Raw genomic sequence first — 17771 nt, 5'->3', positions numbered from 1 at the left:
TCCGCTACACTTTTTCGCTGTGCTTCACTTTGGATTTCTTATCCTGTTCGAGCTTGACCGTATATTCTATGAGTCCGATCTCACAACCAGGCCCAATCGTAATATTCGCCCCTCTTACTACATCTGCCGTCGTGTACTCCAGATAAATATGATCGCCTTCGATCGTCTGGCACGTCAAATGATTGCCGATAGCTGCAGGCAGAATCTTCAACAAACTAGCAAAGCTAATACCCGACTGCTTACGAATTTGGATTCGTTCTCCGCCGATCTCCGCTATTTTGCAATGACCGTGCAAGGTAACTTGGATGGTATCTGCATTGAGTGTGCCCACTTGCAGCTTACCATTCGCATTAAACTTCTCTGCTTCGCAGCTGCCGGTTATCGTGGATGCGCCGTGTATATCAATATTCTCGCCAATATAATTGCCCTCGACCTTCACTCTACCGTGAATTCGTGTGCGTTTAGCCTTCAAATTCCCTTGAATCGTAAGGGTCCCATTCATTTCCGCAGTTTCCGATAGGATGCTGCCGTTCACTTCCCCACGACCATTTAGCGTAAAATGCGAGCAAATAACGTCCCCTTCCAGGCGTCCTAATCCATCAATTTTCACGGTACGAAAGCTCCCGCCATTCGAAGAACCTATCCCAGAAATCATCAAATTACGTTTCAGTTCCGCTGTCTGCATGGGTACCACCTCCTTACACTGTTGTTATTTTTAGTTTCAACTCTTCAATTTTGTTCGCTACCTGCACGCGGAGCACAATCTTAACACCACGCTCACCAAACAGTTCACAGCCCGTCGTCACAAGGAGGAACAATGTTAAGCCCATCTTACGAATAAAAATCAAATCGCAAGGCTTTCCTTCAAACTTGGCATACTGCTCTTTCATTGTCAGAAGCAGGTGCTTTCCTTCATCAAGGCTCATTTCACCTGATTGTAAGCAATCCTCTAATAAGAAAAGAAACAAAGTTTCTTCAAAGCTGTACACCGCAGTCGCACCTAAAAAGGGGGAAGCATATTCAATCGTCGCTAGAGAAACAATGTTACGCTTGATTAGCTCCAATTTGTCTATTTTTAGATCACTCGGAACGATAGAGAACACATCCGCTAGTTCGTCCAGAGATAGATCATCTTTCATATTTAAAATTTTATCGATACGCGCCAGCATCTGCCCCTTCGGGAAAAACGTTTCCTGTCCCGTAAACGCTGATTTCCGTATAAACCATTCCTCAGGAACTAAGTTTTTCCGTTTCCAGCGATATAATTGACCATAGGATATACCTGTTAGCTCTAATAGCTCTTTTTTGGAAATCAAATCCTCTTCCAACGTACATCCCTCCTTTGCAAATTTAATGTAACATAACATTGTTACGTTGACATCAGCCTTGAGACTGAACCCCAATCAGTCCTGGATACGATTCCATATTTGTAACTCGATTTTTTCGACTTACAGCAGCTACATCGTCTCTTTCTCAGCCTGTAACTCGAATTTTTCGACTTACAGCAGCTACATCGTCTCTTTCTCATCCCGTAACTCGATTTTTTCGACTTACAGCAGCTACTTCGCCTCTTTCTCATCCTGTAACTCGATTTTTTCGACTTACAGCAGCTACTTCGCTTCTTTCTCAGCCTGTAACTCGAATATTTCGACTTACAGCAGCTACATCGTCTCTTTCTCATCCTGTAACTCGATTTTTTCGACTTACAGCAGCTACTTCGCCTCTTTCTCATCCCGTAACTCGATTTTTTCGACTTACAGCAGCTACTTCGCCTCTTTTTCATCCCGTAACTCGATTTTTTCGACTTACAGCAGCTACTTCGCTTCTTTCTTATCCTGTAACTCGACTTTTCGACTTAAGGGCCTTATCACCACCAATTGGCTGAGTACAAACCTCAAAAAAACCACCCAGCAACCGCTGAGTGGTTCATTTCTTCACTTCTATGTTTCACTTCTTAAAATATAAAGTCATCGTCCGTCAAAGCCTCGACGTGAATCGTGCGCACATAACCATTGCCTTTTTTGGAGAAAAAGTCATGCTGCTTCGTCTTCGTGCTCAGTCCGTTCAATACAATCGGGTTGATCTCCTCTTCCGGGAACATCGGTTCAACACCCAGATTCATGAACGCCTTATTCGCATTATAGCGCAAGAATGCTTTCACTTCGTCTGCTAGACCTAGCGGTCCGTACAGACTATCCGTATAGCCTTCTTCATTCGCATGAAGCTCTTTCAACAGCGCACACAGCGTCGCGTACGCCTCATCTTGCTCAGCTGGGCTAAGCTCCGCGTAGACCTCTTGTGCCAACACGCCGATGTACAACCCGTGGATGCTCTCATCGCGTAGAATCAAGTCAATGATTTCGCCGCTGCTCGTCATTTTACCTTGGCCAGCCAAGTACAACGGATAATAGAAACCGCTATAGAACAAATAGCTTTCTAGCAAAACAGACGAAGCCATCGCTAGATACAGCTCTTTGGTCGTATTAATATTTTCATAGTAATGTGAAATCTTATTCGCTTTAAACTGCAAGTGTGGATTGCGCTCCACCCATTGGAACAGCTCGTTGATCTCTTCTGTCGTAGACAGCGTCGTGAAAATCGAACTATAAGACTTCGCATGAATCTGCTCCATCATTCCCATGAAGCTAAGCACAGCTTTGCGCTGAAGCCCATCAACATGCTCGAGAATCTTCGGCATCCCAACGCCGCCTTGCATCGTATCAAGCAAAGTAAGACCGCCAAGCACTTTCATATACAATTCACGCTCAACGTTGCTAAGTGTAATCCAGGACATTTTATCATCAGACAATGGAATCTCTTCATCTGTCCAAAATTGCATAATATTTTGATTCCAGAACGTATTCGTAAAATCATCATCAGGTCGGTTCCAATTTACCGCTTTACGAACGATTGGTTTATTTAGAGTAGGTGCAGTTGTCATGATTGGTAATCCCCTTCCTAATTATACCGAGCAGCTTACACATTCCTCAACGGATAGCTGATTGGTTCGTGTGTAGTAGAGCGATTTAAGTCCTTTGTGTGCCGCATACAGGTATAATTTAGCAAGTTGTCTTGTTGAAACATCACTGTTTACGTGTAAAATGGTCGAGATCCCTTGATCCACATGCGTTTGAATCTCCGAAATGAGGTCAAGAATTTTGAACTGATCCATTTGATAAGCAGATTTATAGTAGAAGAAATTGTCACGTGCCATAAATGGCATCGGATAATATGTTGTTGAGTTCGCATACGTACGTGTCTCAATCGGTTCAACAATCGGCATAACGCTGGAGGTTGAATTTTGAATATATGAGATACTTTGCGTCGGCGCTACTGCCAAACGATACGCATGATAGAGACCGTGCTTCTGAACGTTCGCTTGCAACGCTTTCCAGTCGTCTGGAGACGGAATCGGCATGCCTTCGAATAAACCTTTCACTTTGTCCGACAAGGGGCGGTAATCTATTTCTGTATAACGGGTAAAATAGTTCCCATTCGCATACTCGGACAGCTCAAAGCCTTCAAAAGTTTGCCCGGATTCTTTGGCAATCTCCATACTTTTTTCGATGGAATAGAAATTCATCGCTGCAAAGAAGGTACGAACGAAATCCTTCGCTTCGGCACTCTCATAAGCAATTTTGTTCTTAGACAAATAACCATGTAAGTTCATTACACCAAGACCGACAGAATGCAGCTCACGGTTCGCTTTAGCGACACCTGGCGCATTGCTGATCGTCGTCATATCACTCACCGAAGTTAGGGCAATCATGCCTTCATGGACGGTTTCGCGCAACTTCTTACGATCCATGACATTTGCAATGTTCATAGAAGCTAGGTTACAGCTAATATCGCGAAGAATGACATCTTCTTGCCCGTAATCATTAATTTCAGATGTTTCCTGCAATTGGAATATCTCTGTACAAAGATTGGACATCTTGATCGTCCCAATCCCTTTCAGAGCATGATCCTTATTCGCATTCGTACGATTCATCATATATGGATAACCGGATTCCAGTTGAGTTGTCGCAATTTTGGTCAGCATATCACGTGCCTGCATGACGACTTTCTTTTTCACTTTCGGATTCGCTAGTAGTTCATCATACATCTCATCCATATCAAGATCATCGAGATGCTTGCCATAAGCTTGAAGAACAGTGTAAGGTGCAAAAATATGTAGAGGCTTGTTTTCCTCCGCCAGCTTATAAAACTTATTCGGAACAATAAGTCCGATCGAAAGAGTTTTCAGACGAGATTTCTCATCCGCGTTAATTTTCTTACTATCCAGGAATTCCAATACATCCCAGCCAAAAATGTTGTAATACGCCGCGCCTGAGCCCTTACGTTGCCCCATTTGATCCGCGTAGGAGAACGCATCCTCCATCAGCTTAAGAACAGGGATAATACCTTTCGCTGCGCCCTCAACGCCTTTAATCGTTTCACCGCGCCCGCGAAGCTTGGATAAATTCACGGCAACCCCGCCGCCAATTTTGGAAAGCTGCATGCATGTTGCGAGCACATAGTTGATGGAGTTTAAGGAATCGTCCATTTCCAACAAGAAGCAAGAAACCATTTCCCCTCGACGACTCTTACCTGCGTTCAAGAATGTAGGTGTCGCTGGCTGCAAGCGCTGCTCCATCATGGATACCGCAAGCACGCGAGCTGTCTCGGCGTTTCCGCGACCTAAGTACAGAGCTACAATCGCTACGCGATCTGGGAAATGCTCCAGGTACAACGTCTTATCATCACTGCGTAAAGCATAATCTGTATAAAATTTCGAAGCTGCCATATACGAAGCAAACTTGAATTGATTGTCATGTGCAATTTGGTAGACGCTGTTCACTTCATCTTCGGTGTATTTGTCATATACGTTTTCGTAGAAGTTATTGTCGATCATGTAACGAACCTTCGAAGAGGTATCGGGGAACGTGAGGCTTTTGCTGTGGACTTCCTTCATAAACACTTCTACAGCTTCTTTATCCTTCTCTAATTGGAAGAAACCATCCGTACCGCGTTGCATTAATTCATTATTAAGTTCAATGTGCCGCAATTGCTTGTACCCCCTGAACAAATCGTTCTACATCATTTTTGGTGCCAGATAATTCGAATTTCGTTAAAACGGGAACATCGTAAAGTGCAGAGATCGTATCTGCGCTTTTGGCGAAGCCATCACCCCAGTTGCGATTACCGCTAGCTGCTACGCCTTGAAGACGAGAAGAATTACTTTCTAGGAAAGAAGCTACCTTGGGAGGAATTTGACCAAAACCAGTTGTGTACGTCACGAGAACGAATGGCTCGTCCATCGTCATCGCTTCCTCAATTTGAACTGCAGGCATTTGGAGTTTCGCAATAAAACGGCGAACATTTCCAGTCTTCGAATCGTAAGCAATTATCATAGCTTCCGTCTCCTATCATTTTCAATTCTCTCTATCTTGTGCCAACACGTGCTAGTAACCTATATGTAGTAAAGAAGCTCATTCTATCGTCTGTCACTCGTGGGTGATACTACCCTGTAATCGACAGAATCTGCGTTTTCCAATTAACTCCGTACGCGGTCAAAAAAGCTTAAAACCTGCGGTTTCACTTGGTTTCCGGCGCTATTTGAGCCTTCAGCCAGCAATCTCGCAATGCGCTTTTCATCACGACATCTAGTTGATAGATTCAAATTTATATCAATATATTGTGTTTGTCAACGAGCAAAACGGCCTATTTACATTTCCAAAACACCAGATCCTAGACGGGGCGTGGCTCGATAGGTTTAGAAAAAATATTTTAATTTTTCACTTGATTTTTTCAGAAATGTCGAAATGCCTAGGACCATTATCACCTACTAGATCTAGTTGCAACTTCTCTCTCATTCACCCTCTTTAAACCTTCTCAGAGACCCTCTAGAGGCTTCAGAACACTTCGATTGAAACTCTATGCCTCCGACAAAAAAAAGCTATCCATGCGCACACGAGGGTGCCATGAATAGCTTAACTCAATAACTCAACTGTTGCGTTGTTGGAAATCCGTCATGAATTCAGCTAGTGCTTTACAAGATGCGTAAGGGACTGCGTTATACGTAGAAGCACGTAAACCACCCACGCTGCGGTGACCTTTCAATCCAACGAACCCTTGCTGTTCGGTTTCTTTAATGAACTTCTTCTCCAACTCTTCATCTTGCAATCGGAACGTAATGTTCATCATAGAACGGCTGCTTAGATCCACCGGACCGCGATAGAAGCCATTGCTGCTATCAATTGCGCTATAGATAAGCCCTGATTTTTCTACATTATTCTTCTCAATTACTGTTAATCCGCCTTGCTCCTCAATCCATTTCAACACCAGATTCACCATATAGATGGAGTACGCTGGCGGCGTGTTGTAAAGTGAATTGTTTTTGCTGTGCGTCTCGTAGCGCATCATCGTTGGAATCGTTTTAGGCAGATCTTGAAGAAGATCGTCTTTAATGATCGCAACGGTCACACCAGACGGTCCAAGGTTCTTCTGTGCTCCCGCATAGATCATGCTGAACTTCGACACATCTACCGGGCGGCTCAAAATATCACTAGACATGTCACCAATCAGAGGAATGTTGCCTGTTTCCGGGAAACTTTGGAATTGTGCACCTTCAATCGTCTCATTGGACGTGATGTGCAAGTAAGCTGAATTCGGATCTAGGTTAATGTCGCTCAATGCAGGAATTTTCATGAATTTCTGTTCTTTCGAACTAGCTGCAAGAGAAACTTCTCCGAATAGTGCCGCTTCTTGTACAGCTTTCTCAGCCCAAGCACCTGTCAGCACATAGCTGCCAACCTTGCCAGCCTTCAAGAAATTCATAGGGATCATGGAGAACTGAGAGCTCGCCCCACCTGTCAAAAAGAGAATTTGGTACCCATCAGGAATACCAAAAATACGTTTCAATAACGTTTGAGTTTCATTATGTACTTGCTCATATTCCGAACTACGGTGAGAAATTTCCATGATGGACATGCCAATACCCTTAAAATCAACAAACTCCTCTTGCGCTCTTTGAAGTACTTCGAGCGGTAACGCCGCAGGCCCTGCGTTAAAGTTAAAGGCCCTGTTTCCCATGAGTGACCACACCTTTGCTTTTGTATTATGGCTATGATAGCAATATTCTGATCAAGCATCAAGTAAAACCTCAAACAAGCTCTCCAAGCGCAGGTCGAATACCGCTGTAAATCGCAACCATTTCCTCCAGCTTCATCCGAACAAGACCGCTCGAAGACGGGCATACATAATCGACAACACCGTCTACCATAGGATTCGGTTGAATCCCCCATACGATGCCTCTGCGGCCGCTATACTGCTCATAAACACCTTTCCCCACAAAGCACACGACCTTAGGTCGGTAGTAGTCAATTTTCGCTTTCAAAATACGTCTGCCCTCTCGATACTCCTCCGCCGTGATTTCCGCTGCGGTTAGAGAGGGGCGTGCTACGATATTTGTGAAGCCGTACCCGATTTGAAGGAGATCGCCATCCTCTTGCGGTTTGTAGAGCCTGGGCGTTAAACCCGCTTGCAGCAGGATGCGATAGAATCGATTACTCGGATTCGCATAATGATGCCCCGTTTCGCCAGATCGAATACTCGGGTTATAACCAACGAAGAGAATTTGCAGCCCCTCCGCGATATGATCTGATATTGCCGCTAATTCCAAGCGTGCACCGCCTTCTATCTCTCATTATATGAACTTTAAATTCTCATAAGATTTGCCCAGCACGCTGGTTGTATCTCCTTTTAACCACGAGTCAACTAACGTGCTATAGACGGATCGGAAATCCACCTCATATTTTAAATCATCATTGTCTAGGTTACTCAAGTTGGGATAGGCGCCATACAGCCCGCCTTTTACTTTACCGCCAATAACGAACATCGGCGCCGCTGTACCGTGGTCTGTCCCACCGCTTCCGTTCTCTTTCACGCGACGTCCGAACTCCGAAAATACCATCACAGCCACACGATCCTGTAATCCTTGAGCCTGCAAATCCTGGTAGAAGGCCGTCAGCCCTTCATCGACTTGAGTAAGCATTTGTGCATGCTGCTGCTTTTCATCCGCATGATCATCAAATCCACCCACCTCTACATTGAAGAGTCGCGTACCCGACTTTCCAGCCATTAGCTTCGTCACGAGTTGCAAATCTCTAGCAAAATTCGAATTCGGGTACTCTATTTTCTTTGTATAGGTGGCGGCAAGTGATTGAATCGCTTCGACGCTCTTATAGGCTTCTGACCCTCTGGTTGATGCAACGCGCAGCTGTTCCAACGGATTGGATGCCCCATACATATCCAAGAAGGCTTTGGTTATTCTATTCTTGTCCATGAGTGCCGTCTTAGGATCAAATACATGATAGGATTCCAGGGATTGAATCACGGGAAAGCTGGATTGATCTGAGGCGAATGCTTTGCTGCCTGAACCGCCAATTTGAATCACTTTGAGCGGGTTTGGATTATGCTGCAAGGAAGACTCCGCGTATCTGGCCAACCAGCCGCTGCGGCTCATCTTTGCAGGTTCTGCCGTTTGCCAGATCTCCATAGAGCGAAAGTGGGAACGATTAGGCTCGGGATAACCAACTCCTTGTATAATAGCCATTTTGCCTAACTTATACAACGCCGCTAAGCCCGCGAGACTGGGATGCAGGCCAACTTGATTATTAAGGGTCAAGACTTCTTTTTGCGCATACGCCAGCGTTGGGCGCGTATCATAGTATATGCCTTGTCCATATGGAATCAACGTATTGATGCCGTCATTCCCGCCGCTTAATTGCACAACAACTAGCACCGGGTCATCCACGTCGGATTCGGAACTACCAGCCCATAGGGATTTCCCTGTTTCTGTGAACAGTGCACCGCCAAGCCCCAGGGTTGCGAATAACGCCGTACCTTTGATCAGAAAATCTCTTCTCGTTAATTTCACAAAGTTCCCCCCTATTTCATTTGAGCTTCTGGACTGATCAATACAAGCTGCAATAGACCACGCAAACCTGTCAGCTTTTGCTTCACTTGCGCGTTATGTACAATGGTATCGTCTGCATAAGCACTTAAACTTCGCTGTGTTTGTTCCGATAAATCTGTAATCCCCATGCGCTCTGCATAAATCTTCGCCCATGCCAATGAGGATTCTCCTTGATCAGGTTTCATTTCTGGCGCGCTCAGCTGTTGTCCGTTCATTTGCTTCGCAATACCCTCCGCGAACTGATATCTGGCCAATAAGCAATTCGTTGTGAGCCATGTGGCGCCGCCTCTCCAGCCTGCAACGTCAGGAGGTACGAATAGTTCCTGGCCCATCTTCCGCATCGCTTGTGCATGCCCCTTGGCGACAGAGAGCTTGCAGCATTTGAGAATACCAGCTACATAATCAGCCGGTGTTTTGATGAGCGCCATCCTATGATTCTCTGCGTAGAATTCATCGGATAGGAATAGTTCTTGCAGCACTTCCCCCACGGTTTGCTTTTGCGTGATTAATGCTGCTAGGCTCTGAACCCAGCTATCCGAAGGTGTATCGGTTGCAAAATAGTGCAACAACTTAACAGCTAAGAACAATGGCAATGCTTTTTGATGAAATAAAATGTCAATCACATCATCTGCATCTAACTTACCGCTTTCTCCCAGCAATGTTTTGGCATCGTTATCGTGTTGCTTCGCATTATAGTTCACTTTATGTTCGTTCTTATTGTACGACCAGCCAGTGAACGCCCGCGCCGACTCCTTCACATCCGTCTCGGTATAATGGCCGATACCCAGCGTGAATAGCTCCATCACCTCACGGGCATAATTTTCATTCGGCTTGCCCTTCTTGTTCTGATTCACATCCAGCCAAATCATCATGGCAGGGTCCTTGCCGATTTCAGTGAGCAGCTCTTTAAAGTTCCCCAGGGCATGTGTTCGAAAAAGTTCATTTTGCTTCGCCATAAGCGAAGCATCCCTCACCTTGTAATTCGCCGTCGCGAAATGCCCATGCCAAAACAGCGTCATCTTCTCAATGAGCGGCGTAGGGGAATTGACCATGCGATAAAGCCAATATATCTGCTGATCCACGAGTTGCAACGGGTCTAAGGTCTTCTTACCATCCGTATGAAATTGATCGAAAAGAACGGGATCCGGTGCTTTATCAAGCAATTTCTCACCCCTGACTAAACGCCGAACCGTTTCTTCCCTGCCTAACGACAAGCAAGCCGCAACCTCCTCTTTCGTTGAACCAAAACCTGCACGCCGTAACAAATGAACAACTTCTGTGTTTGTCCACTGGGCTCCCATATTCTCCCCACCGTTCATTTTTTACCATACTGTACCATATAAATGTGTCAAAAGTGTGTAGAAATACAAAAAGGCCAAGTCTAGTGACTTGGTCCTTTTTTGATATGTATACCTATGCGTTACATTTATGCTCGTCCCGAAAGTTGCTCAGCAAGCGTAAGGAAAGATCCGACTACACGACGTATTCTCTTATCGATATCGGGTTGAATGTCTTCGTAACTAGCATCTACACGGAAGCTCTTCCGTTGATCCCCACCAATGGAAATCCATTCCGGACAGTTTATTCCGTGTAGATTGCGGACCGTCGTCTGCATCTGTGTCAGCGAGCTGACAGCAACTGCTCCACCAGAGGAGCTAATAGATAGCACAGCTTTATTCTTGAAATGATCTTGTCCAACATGATCGAGCGCATTTTTCAATACTCCCGACATACCGCTGTGATATTCTGGGGTTGCTAGTACAATCGCATCGGCGGACAGCATCGCATGTTTAAATGCCTCCAAGGCTGGGTGAGTGTCCCCTTCATCTTCAGGCGAATAGAACGGTAAAGGTGTTCGGTATAGATCTAGGAGTGCTACATCATGTTGTTCCTGCATAGCCAACTGCTGAATATATGCGGCAAGTCGTGTACTTGTAGCAGCGCTATGATTACTTCCCGCAACAATCGTAATTTTCATTAATTTCATCCTTCCTTTGTAAACATCTCTCGCTAATTATACCTGACAATTATACTTTGTATATACTTATGTTTAGTAATTAATAAAAAGAAAACTGCTCCTCCATAGCGTCCTATGAAGGGGCAGTTTCTATGATCATACTCTATAAGTGCTAAAGATTAGCAATCGAAGTAAAGGTTGTACTCGTGCGGGTGAATACGGATTGCAACTTGTTTCGCTTCGCCGCGTTTCAAGTCGATGTAGTTATCGATGAAGTCTTGTGTGAATACGCCGCCTTCAAGCAAGAAGTCGGAATCCGCTGCAAGAGCATCCAAAGCTTCGTCTAATGTACCAGGAACGCTGCGGATTTCAGCTTTCTCAGCATCTGACATTTCATAGATGTTAGTATCGAAAGGACCGTATCCAAGAGCACGTGGATCGATTTTCTTTTTGATACCGTCAAGACCAGCCATCAACATTGCTGCGAAAGCAAGGTATGGGTTAGCTGTGCTATCAGGTGTACGGAACTCAATACGGCAACCTTTTGGTGTCACAGCTGCGATTGGAATACGAACTGCTGCAGAACGGTTACCTTTGGAGAATACAAGGTTTACCGGAGCTTCGTAACCAGGAACTAGACGTTTGAAGGAGTTTGTACTTGGGTTCGTGATCGCGATCAACGCTGGTGCGTGATACAGGATACCACCGATGTAGTTGATAGCCATTTCGGAAAGGTTAGCATATGCGCCTTTTTCGTAGAACAAAGGGTTACCTTCGTTGAAAATGGACATATGAACGTGCATTCCGCTACCGTTGTCACCAAATAGTGGTTTCGGCATGAAAGTAGCTACTTTACCGTATTCTCTCGCTGTGTTAGCAACGATGTACTTGTATTTAAGCAGGTTGTCTGCTGTTTTAGTCAATGTGTCAAAACGGAAGTTGATTTCAGCTTGACCAGCTGTTGCCACTTCGTGGTGATGACGTTCGATGCGTAGACCTGCGTCAGCAAGCTTATTACACATTTCGGAACGGATATCTTGTTGAGAATCGATTGGAGCTACTGGAACGTAACCGCCTTTAACTGGAACTTTATAAGCAAGGTTACCGCCTTCTTCTTTACGGCCTGTGTTCCAACCAGCTTCTTCGGAGTCAACTTCGAAGTAAGATTTGTTCATGCCATTTTCGAAACGTACATCATCAAAAATGAAGAATTCGGATTCTGGTGCGAAGTATGCAGTTGTACCAACACCAGTTGTTTGCAAATACTCTTCAGCCTTTTGAGCGATGCTACGTGGATCACGGTCATAACGGTCGCCTTCAGGTGTATGGATGTTGCTCATAATTACTAGTGTAGGGTGTGCTGTGAAAGGATCTACATACGCAGTTTCCGTATCTGGCATCATTACCATGTCAGATTGTTCAATACCACGGAATCCTGGGATGGATGAACCGTCAAAAGCTACGCCATTTACGAATGTTTCTTCATCTACTTCTGTAGAAGGCAAAGAGATATGTTGCGCTTTACCGGAAAGACCAACGAAACGAAAATCTACCCACTCAATATTTTTTTCCTTGATAAGGTTCAACACGTTTTGAACTGACATTTAAAAAACCCTCCCATTTCCGTACATTCAACGTACTTTGCATGATTAATGTTCAACTTTTGCTTGTTTTCTTTCACATATTATATAGCGATTCCTCTAAGACAGTCAATACTTATGTCAGGTATTTTTTAAAGATGTGTAAGCTATGCTTACACAATTTCACATAGTTCTCATATATCCAAAAACAGGAAACGGATTCCCCTATTTCTTGGGAAATCCGTTCTTGTGAATCCGTATATTAGGCCAAAATAGGCTCTTTCTTCGTATCAAACTTCTTACCTAGCAATGGCGCCAGCTTCTCAAGATCATTCAGCAAGTGCGCAAATTGATCTGGGAACAAAGACTGTACTCCGTCGCCTGTCATTGAATTATCAGGGTCCGTGTGCATTTCAATAATTAATCCATCCGCACCAGCTGCAACAGATGCCTTCGTCATTGGCACTACAAGCTCTCTGCGTCCTGTTCCATGACTTGGATCGGAGATGACCGGCAAGTGACTTAATTGTTTAAGCACAGGAATCGCCGATAAATCTAACGTGTTACGTGTGTAAGTCTCGAATGTACGGATTCCGCGTTCACAAAGCATAACGTTCGGATTACCGCCAGCAAGAATGTATTCAGCTGCGTTCAAGAATTCATCATAAGTAGAGCTAAATCCACGTTTCAGCAATACAGGTGTTTGAATCGTACCTAATTTGCGAAGAAGATCAAAGTTCTGCATATTACGTGTTCCTACTTGTAGAATGTCCGCGTATTGCGCACAGACATCTACGTACTCCGGCGTCATTACTTCTGTAATGGTAAGTAGACCATGTTTCTTACCTGCTTCAGCCATCATGATCAAACCTTCAACGCCGACACCTTGGAAGCTGTAAGGACCTGTTCTTGGTTTGAAAGCACCGCCGCGAAGCACCTGTCCGCCAGCCGCTTTCACTAAGCGTGCAATCTCATCAATCTGTTCTGGTGTTTCCACTGCGCAAGGTCCACCCATTACGACTAGTTGTTCGCCACCGATTTCAACACCTTTAATAGAAATAACAGTATCGGCTGGGTGGAAATCGCGGCTAGCCAACTTGTATGATTTCGAAATTTTGACTACTTGCTCTACACCAGACATCTGACGAAGCTGTTCGGCTAACTTCGGATCCGCTTGACCGATGATGCCAATTACTGTGCGATCCTCACCTTTAGATACATGAGCTTGAACCCCTTGCTTCTCGATAAATTGGACAATTTCCTGAATACGCTCATCTGACGTTTTGTTGGATGTAATTGCGATCATGTGATCCACGCTCCTAATTCCTATGATATGGGATAATTTATAATAAATTTTACTAACACACTTCAACGCTTGTTCGCTTCTACGCTTTTATGCTTTTAACCACTAAAGCAAATATACAACGCTTGACGATATTTCGTCAAGCGCAAATTTATTTACTATTCTTTTGTTTCCGCAGGAGCTAATTGATCCTTACGGATTCTACGCTTTTCTTTACGGCGATTCGTATGGTATTTAAGTAGGAGCACGACAGGGAAATAAGCAATAATACCAAGAAAAAGACCAACGACCATCCCACCGACAATTAAATCCAAACCACTGCGAATTATATTAGAGAGCAGATGCGGTAGATGGTGAATCAGATAGATCTTAAAATGCTTCGGCACTAAATATTCCCCGACCTGCTTATTAAGAATGGAAAAAGGTATATAGATGACTTTACCGAACACAAAGCCAATTAAAGCTGCAGGCAAGTTCGCTCTCAATAGATAAACCAAAGGAAAAATAAGAACAAACGCAAATCCTGCTGTCGGTAATGTGAACATCTCAACGAATAGACCAATCGAAAATCCCCTTGCTACCATGGAAGGTCCACCCTTGGCACGTAAAAGAAGTAAATATTTGAACTTAAACCAACGTTTAGTACTTTTCCAATCGTAGCGAGCTTTCATCATTTTCACCTTCTGAGTACTTTGCATGCTAGTTTCAATCCCGTCGAGTGGAATAAGCAGGAACTACACGGTACTTGCTGCTTTGGATTTAACAGTGGGAATTAGCTTCTTCATATTGATAGTACGTTTTATTTCCCAACTGGTTTCATCTTTCGCATCGTAGTTCTCCAAGTAGGTAATTACCTCTTTGGTTATCGGTGTTGGCGTGGAAGCCCCAGAGGTTACGCCGACTTTACGAACATTTGCTAACCAAGCTAAGTTCAATTCGGAGACATCGGAAATTCGGTACGCCATGACACCAGCGATCTCTTGCGAAACCTGTGCCAAACGGTTCGAATTGTTGCTTTTGGGATCTCCGACAACAATAACAAGATCAACTTCCTTGGCTTGCTCCGCGACAGCTTCTTGACGAACCTGCGTAGCCAAACAAATTTCGTTATGAATTTCGGCTTTTGGAAATAGATCTAATAAGCGATTCATAATATGCTTGATATCCCATTGACTCATCGTTGTTTGGTTCGTAATAATAATGCGATTCGAATTCAGCTTGAGCAACTCAGCTTCCTCAAGCTTCTCGATAAGATGAACATGTTCAGGAGCTACGCCGATCGCACCTTCCGGCTCAGGATGTCCTTTTTTACCAATATAAATAATGTCATAACCATCTGCGACTTTCTCACGAATCAAATCGTGTGTCTTTGTCACATCCGGGCATGTCGCGTCAACAACGGTTAAACCTTTGTCACGCGCCATGCGTCTAACTTCAGGAGAAACCCCGTGTGCAGTGAATATAACAGTTCCCGTTTCGACTTTCTCCAAAATCTCTAGACGATTCTCGCCATCCAGCGTAATAACGCCTTCTTCTTTGAAGAAATCCGTGACATGCGCATTATGAACAATCATGCCTAAAATATATATAGGTCTCGGAAGATTTAAATTTTTAGCAGTTTGCATAGCGAGCGCCATTGCATCAACAACCCCATAACAGTAGCCTCTGGGGGATATTCGAACAACTTCCATTTCTTCCACCTGCCTAGCCATCGTATTTCTTCTAATTATATCTGATTATATGGCATGAGGGAAGTTTGCCGGGATCCATATTAAAAATGTACTTCCTTCATCCTTCCTTGTAGTCACTTCAACAGAACCATCGTGTTCATCAATGATCCATTTGGCAATGGAAAGACCTAATCCAGTCCCTGTTGTTACGCCTCTAGACAAGTCAGCCCGATAGAAACGATCGAAAATATGTGGAATATCTTCTTTATCCATCCCTATGCCGGTATCGGATATACGTATGCCAATAAAGGTGTTCCTCCGAATCGCTTCAATAGACACAGTCCCCGCAGGCGTGTATTTAAAGGCATTTTCAATAAAGATAAACAGCAATTGCTGCAAATAATCACGGTTCCCTTGCACAATCGCATCCTCAAGCGCATCTAGATTGCCAACCTGCCATTCGGCCGTATGCTCGAGCAACTGCGCCCTCCGCACCACCTCATGCACTAAAGGCTTGAATTCAATCGGTTGTTTCTCCATGAGAACACCAGCATCTGCCCTCGCAAGTGCGAGCAAGTCGTTGACTAATCTGCTCATTCGCTGCGCTTCGCCGGCAATATCGTGCATCGCCTCTAAGGACATCTGAACTTGCTCCGGCGTCGCCAACGCTTTCGTCCCTGACGTTTGCTTCCACATTTTCTCCAGCAAATCCACATTGCCGCGAATTGTCGTTAATGGTGTTCTAAGCTCGTGAGAAGCATCCGATACGAATCTACGCTGTGCGCGGTACGCTTCATCTAATTCCACATACGTAATTTGGATACGCGACAGCATGCCATTAATCGTATTTGTTAACCGCCCTATTTCATCAAGAGGTCCATCGTAGTGTATGCGCTTCTCTAGATCGTCTCCACTCTCGATTTGGTTCGCCGCATCAATGACACGCTCAATTGGTTTGAGTGCCTTACGTGCCAAAAACCAACCTAACGAAGCTGCAACGATGATGGTTAATATAGCCCAGATGATGAGGGTGTAACGCAGCGTAACAGCCGTTCGCTCGTAGCTGCCAATAGGCACAGCTGATTGCAGAACCCCTATGAGATTCCCCTGGTTATCTGATGTTATCCCTAAGTAATAAATTAGAAAATCCTGATTGAGGATCTTGGTTTTCTCGAAAAAGCCAACTTCATCTTGCTGCTTATTTACCTGCCGTTGCAATTTATCAATCGTCGTCTGGTTTATTGGCAGTGTTTGATCATAATATTGCAAGTTTGCCGATCGGTTATAGCTCTTTAAGGCGATATTATATAATTGTAAAAAAGTATTCGTTGAGTAGAAATCTCGGCTTTCTAACTCTAGATCAACAACTAGACCTTTTTGAGAAAGAGCAATGCTTTTCTGTATACGAGAGGAACTGTTAACGGCTTCCCTCTTTACATCTTGTCGAATTTGATCATATAGAAAGTAGTTCAAGAAGAAATAAAGAACAATACCGAAAAGCAGCATCGTGATGGCCAAAATGCCTGAATACCAGAGCGTTAGCCGCAAACGAAGCGACATTTTAATTTTCCCCTCTCAATACATAGCCTGCTCCTCGAACCGTTTGGATCAAACGTTTATGACCAAACTCTTCTGTCTTCTGACGAAGTAGCGCTATGTAAACCTCCAGAACATTGGACTCTCCACTGTAATCATAGCCCCAGATTTTTTCCATAATAATATCTCGTGAGAGCACTCGTTTGGGATTCTGCATAAACAAATGCAATAAATCGAACTCTTTCGTCGTTAACTCAATCAACTTATCTCCACGGAAAACCTCACGTGTATCTAAATCCAACACAGCATCTTCAAAGCTGAGCCGGTTGTTCATTTGTTCAGGCCTTTCTGCTCTTCGACGAAGTAATACACGGACTCTGGCAAGGAGTTCTTCCAATGCAAATGGCTTGACCAAATAATCGTCAGCACCTAAATCTAATCCTTTTACGCGATCACTAATATCGTCCTTCGCAGTCAACATGAGAATTGGCACCTCGCTGCCGCTTTCACGAATACGACGAACGACTTCCCAGCCATCAATATGCGGCATCATGACATCAAGAATAATAAGCTGTGGCTCTGTCACCAACATTTGCTTAAGACCTTCTAACCCATTCGCTGCCGTCGTGACCAAGTAGCCTTCAAAGGCAAGTCCTCGTCTGAGCATGGATGTGATTTTCTCATCATCATCAATAACCATAATATTTTCTCTCATTGCTCCGCCCCCATTCTACATCCTATTGTAGCAAAATTACCGCTTAGCAAA

At 44.3% G+C, this 17771-nt stretch carries 16 protein-coding genes; all 16 read right to left on the bottom strand.

Going from position 1 to position 17771, the window contains the following annotated elements; genetic code table 11:
* Positions 1 to 4 precede the first annotated feature (4 nt).
* The 16 genes from AC58QM_RS02990 to AC58QM_RS02915 all read right to left on the bottom strand — a co-directional run bounded on the left by AC58QM_RS02990 (position 5) and on the right by AC58QM_RS02915 (position 17720).
* Positions 5 to 685, bottom strand: coding sequence for a polymer-forming cytoskeletal protein (locus tag AC58QM_RS02990; protein WP_497281221.1), 681 nt, complete (start codon positions 683 to 685; stop codon positions 5 to 7).
* A 13-nt stretch (positions 686 to 698) separates the two neighbouring features.
* On the bottom strand, positions 699 to 1328 hold the full coding sequence (locus tag AC58QM_RS02985; RefSeq protein ID WP_497281219.1) for a YhbD family protein: 630 nt from the start codon (positions 1326 to 1328) through the stop codon (positions 699 to 701).
* 626 nt (positions 1329 to 1954) lie between these two features.
* Positions 1955 to 2941 (bottom strand): class 1b ribonucleoside-diphosphate reductase subunit beta, encoded by a 987-nt coding sequence (nrdF, locus tag AC58QM_RS02980; RefSeq protein WP_497281217.1) that lies wholly within the window; start codon positions 2939 to 2941, stop codon positions 1955 to 1957.
* 21 nt (positions 2942 to 2962) lie between these two features.
* The gene (gene nrdE, locus AC58QM_RS02975) at positions 2963 to 5047 is read right to left on the bottom strand and encodes a class 1b ribonucleoside-diphosphate reductase subunit alpha (RefSeq protein ID WP_497281215.1); all 2085 of its coding nucleotides are present in this window, start codon (positions 5045 to 5047) and stop codon (positions 2963 to 2965) included.
* Positions 5034 to 5393 (bottom strand): class Ib ribonucleoside-diphosphate reductase assembly flavoprotein NrdI, encoded by a 360-nt coding sequence (gene nrdI, locus AC58QM_RS02970; protein WP_310501929.1) that lies wholly within the window; start codon positions 5391 to 5393, stop codon positions 5034 to 5036. Before nrdI ends, nrdE begins: the two co-directional genes overlap by 14 nt.
* Before the next feature lie 592 nt (positions 5394 to 5985).
* Positions 5986 to 7074 (bottom strand): 3-phosphoserine/phosphohydroxythreonine transaminase, encoded by a 1089-nt coding sequence (gene serC, locus AC58QM_RS02965; protein WP_497281213.1) that lies wholly within the window; start codon positions 7072 to 7074, stop codon positions 5986 to 5988.
* Positions 7075 to 7144: 70 nt separating this feature from the next.
* Positions 7145 to 7663, bottom strand: a complete 519-nt coding sequence (locus AC58QM_RS02960; protein WP_497281211.1) for a mismatch-specific DNA-glycosylase — start codon at positions 7661 to 7663, stop codon at positions 7145 to 7147.
* Between the two features lie 24 nt (positions 7664 to 7687).
* Complete coding sequence (locus AC58QM_RS02955) at positions 7688 to 8920, bottom strand: DUF1501 domain-containing protein (protein ID WP_497281209.1); 1233 nt, start codon at positions 8918 to 8920, stop codon at positions 7688 to 7690.
* A gap of 11 nt (positions 8921 to 8931) precedes the next feature.
* Positions 8932 to 10260 carry a DUF1800 domain-containing protein gene (locus AC58QM_RS02950; RefSeq protein ID WP_497281208.1) on the bottom strand — a complete coding sequence of 443 codons (1329 nt, stop codon included), beginning with the start codon at positions 10258 to 10260 and terminating at the stop codon, positions 8932 to 8934.
* Positions 10261 to 10385: 125 nt separating this feature from the next.
* Complete coding sequence (locus tag AC58QM_RS02945) at positions 10386 to 10937, bottom strand: NADPH-dependent FMN reductase (protein ID WP_497281206.1); 552 nt, start codon at positions 10935 to 10937, stop codon at positions 10386 to 10388.
* Positions 10938 to 11095: 158 nt separating this feature from the next.
* Positions 11096 to 12520 carry a type I glutamate--ammonia ligase gene (glnA, locus tag AC58QM_RS02940; protein WP_310501935.1) on the bottom strand — a complete coding sequence of 475 codons (1425 nt, stop codon included), beginning with the start codon at positions 12518 to 12520 and terminating at the stop codon, positions 11096 to 11098.
* 238 nt (positions 12521 to 12758) lie between these two features.
* Positions 12759 to 13802: a 3-deoxy-7-phosphoheptulonate synthase gene (gene aroF / locus AC58QM_RS02935; RefSeq protein WP_310501936.1), complete on the bottom strand. Its 1044-nt coding sequence runs from the start codon at positions 13800 to 13802 to the stop codon at positions 12759 to 12761.
* A 155-nt stretch (positions 13803 to 13957) separates the two neighbouring features.
* Entirely contained in the window at positions 13958 to 14497 is a 540-nt protein-coding gene (locus tag AC58QM_RS02930; protein ID WP_497281203.1) for a DUF2062 domain-containing protein, read from the bottom strand.
* A 36-nt stretch (positions 14498 to 14533) separates the two neighbouring features.
* Positions 14534 to 15490 carry a 4-hydroxy-3-methylbut-2-enyl diphosphate reductase gene (locus tag AC58QM_RS02925; protein WP_497281584.1) on the bottom strand — a complete coding sequence of 319 codons (957 nt, stop codon included), beginning with the start codon at positions 15488 to 15490 and terminating at the stop codon, positions 14534 to 14536.
* Positions 15491 to 15535: 45 nt separating this feature from the next.
* Positions 15536 to 17029: a sensor histidine kinase gene (locus AC58QM_RS02920; protein ID WP_497281201.1), complete on the bottom strand. Its 1494-nt coding sequence runs from the start codon at positions 17027 to 17029 to the stop codon at positions 15536 to 15538.
* Position 17030: 1 nt separating this feature from the next.
* Positions 17031 to 17720 carry a response regulator transcription factor gene (locus AC58QM_RS02915; RefSeq protein ID WP_497281199.1) on the bottom strand — a complete coding sequence of 230 codons (690 nt, stop codon included), beginning with the start codon at positions 17718 to 17720 and terminating at the stop codon, positions 17031 to 17033.
* Between the last annotated feature and the right edge of the window lie 51 nt (positions 17721 to 17771).

Source organism: Paenibacillus sp. J22P165 (genome assembly GCF_059692015.1).
Note: the sequence above shows the minus strand (reverse complement) of the source record. Positions and strands in the feature narration are given on the sequence as shown.

What these genes read in the sequence shown, in the direction of transcription:
- serC (WP_497281213.1), bottom strand. Translation starts at nt 7,074, where the DNA reads ATGGGAAACAGGGCCTTTAACTTTAACGCAGGGCCTGCGGCGTTACCG.
- aroF (WP_310501936.1), bottom strand. Translation starts at nt 13,802, where the DNA reads ATGATCGCAATTACATCCAACAAAACGTCAGATGAGCGTATTCAGGAA.
- AC58QM_RS02915 (WP_497281199.1), bottom strand. Translation starts at nt 17,720, where the DNA reads ATGAGAGAAAATATTATGGTTATTGATGATGATGAGAAAATCACATCC.
- AC58QM_RS02990 (WP_497281221.1), bottom strand. Translation starts at nt 685, where the DNA reads ATGCAGACAGCGGAACTGAAACGTAATTTGATGATTTCTGGGATAGGT.
- AC58QM_RS02950 (WP_497281208.1), bottom strand. Translation starts at nt 10,260, where the DNA reads ATGGGAGCCCAGTGGACAAACACAGAAGTTGTTCATTTGTTACGGCGT.
- AC58QM_RS02920 (WP_497281201.1), bottom strand. Translation starts at nt 17,029, where the DNA reads ATGTCGCTTCGTTTGCGGCTAACGCTCTGGTATTCAGGCATTTTGGCC.
- AC58QM_RS02945 (WP_497281206.1), bottom strand. Translation starts at nt 10,937, where the DNA reads ATGAAAATTACGATTGTTGCGGGAAGTAATCATAGCGCTGCTACAAGT.
- nrdF (WP_497281217.1), bottom strand. Translation starts at nt 2,941, where the DNA reads ATGACAACTGCACCTACTCTAAATAAACCAATCGTTCGTAAAGCGGTA.
- AC58QM_RS02930 (WP_497281203.1), bottom strand. Translation starts at nt 14,497, where the DNA reads ATGCAAAGTACTCAGAAGGTGAAAATGATGAAAGCTCGCTACGATTGG.
- AC58QM_RS02925 (WP_497281584.1), bottom strand. Translation starts at nt 15,490, where the DNA reads ATGGAAGTTGTTCGAATATCCCCCAGAGGCTACTGTTATGGGGTTGTT.
- nrdI (WP_310501929.1), bottom strand. Translation starts at nt 5,393, where the DNA reads ATGATAATTGCTTACGATTCGAAGACTGGAAATGTTCGCCGTTTTATT.
- glnA (WP_310501935.1), bottom strand. Translation starts at nt 12,520, where the DNA reads ATGTCAGTTCAAAACGTGTTGAACCTTATCAAGGAAAAAAATATTGAG.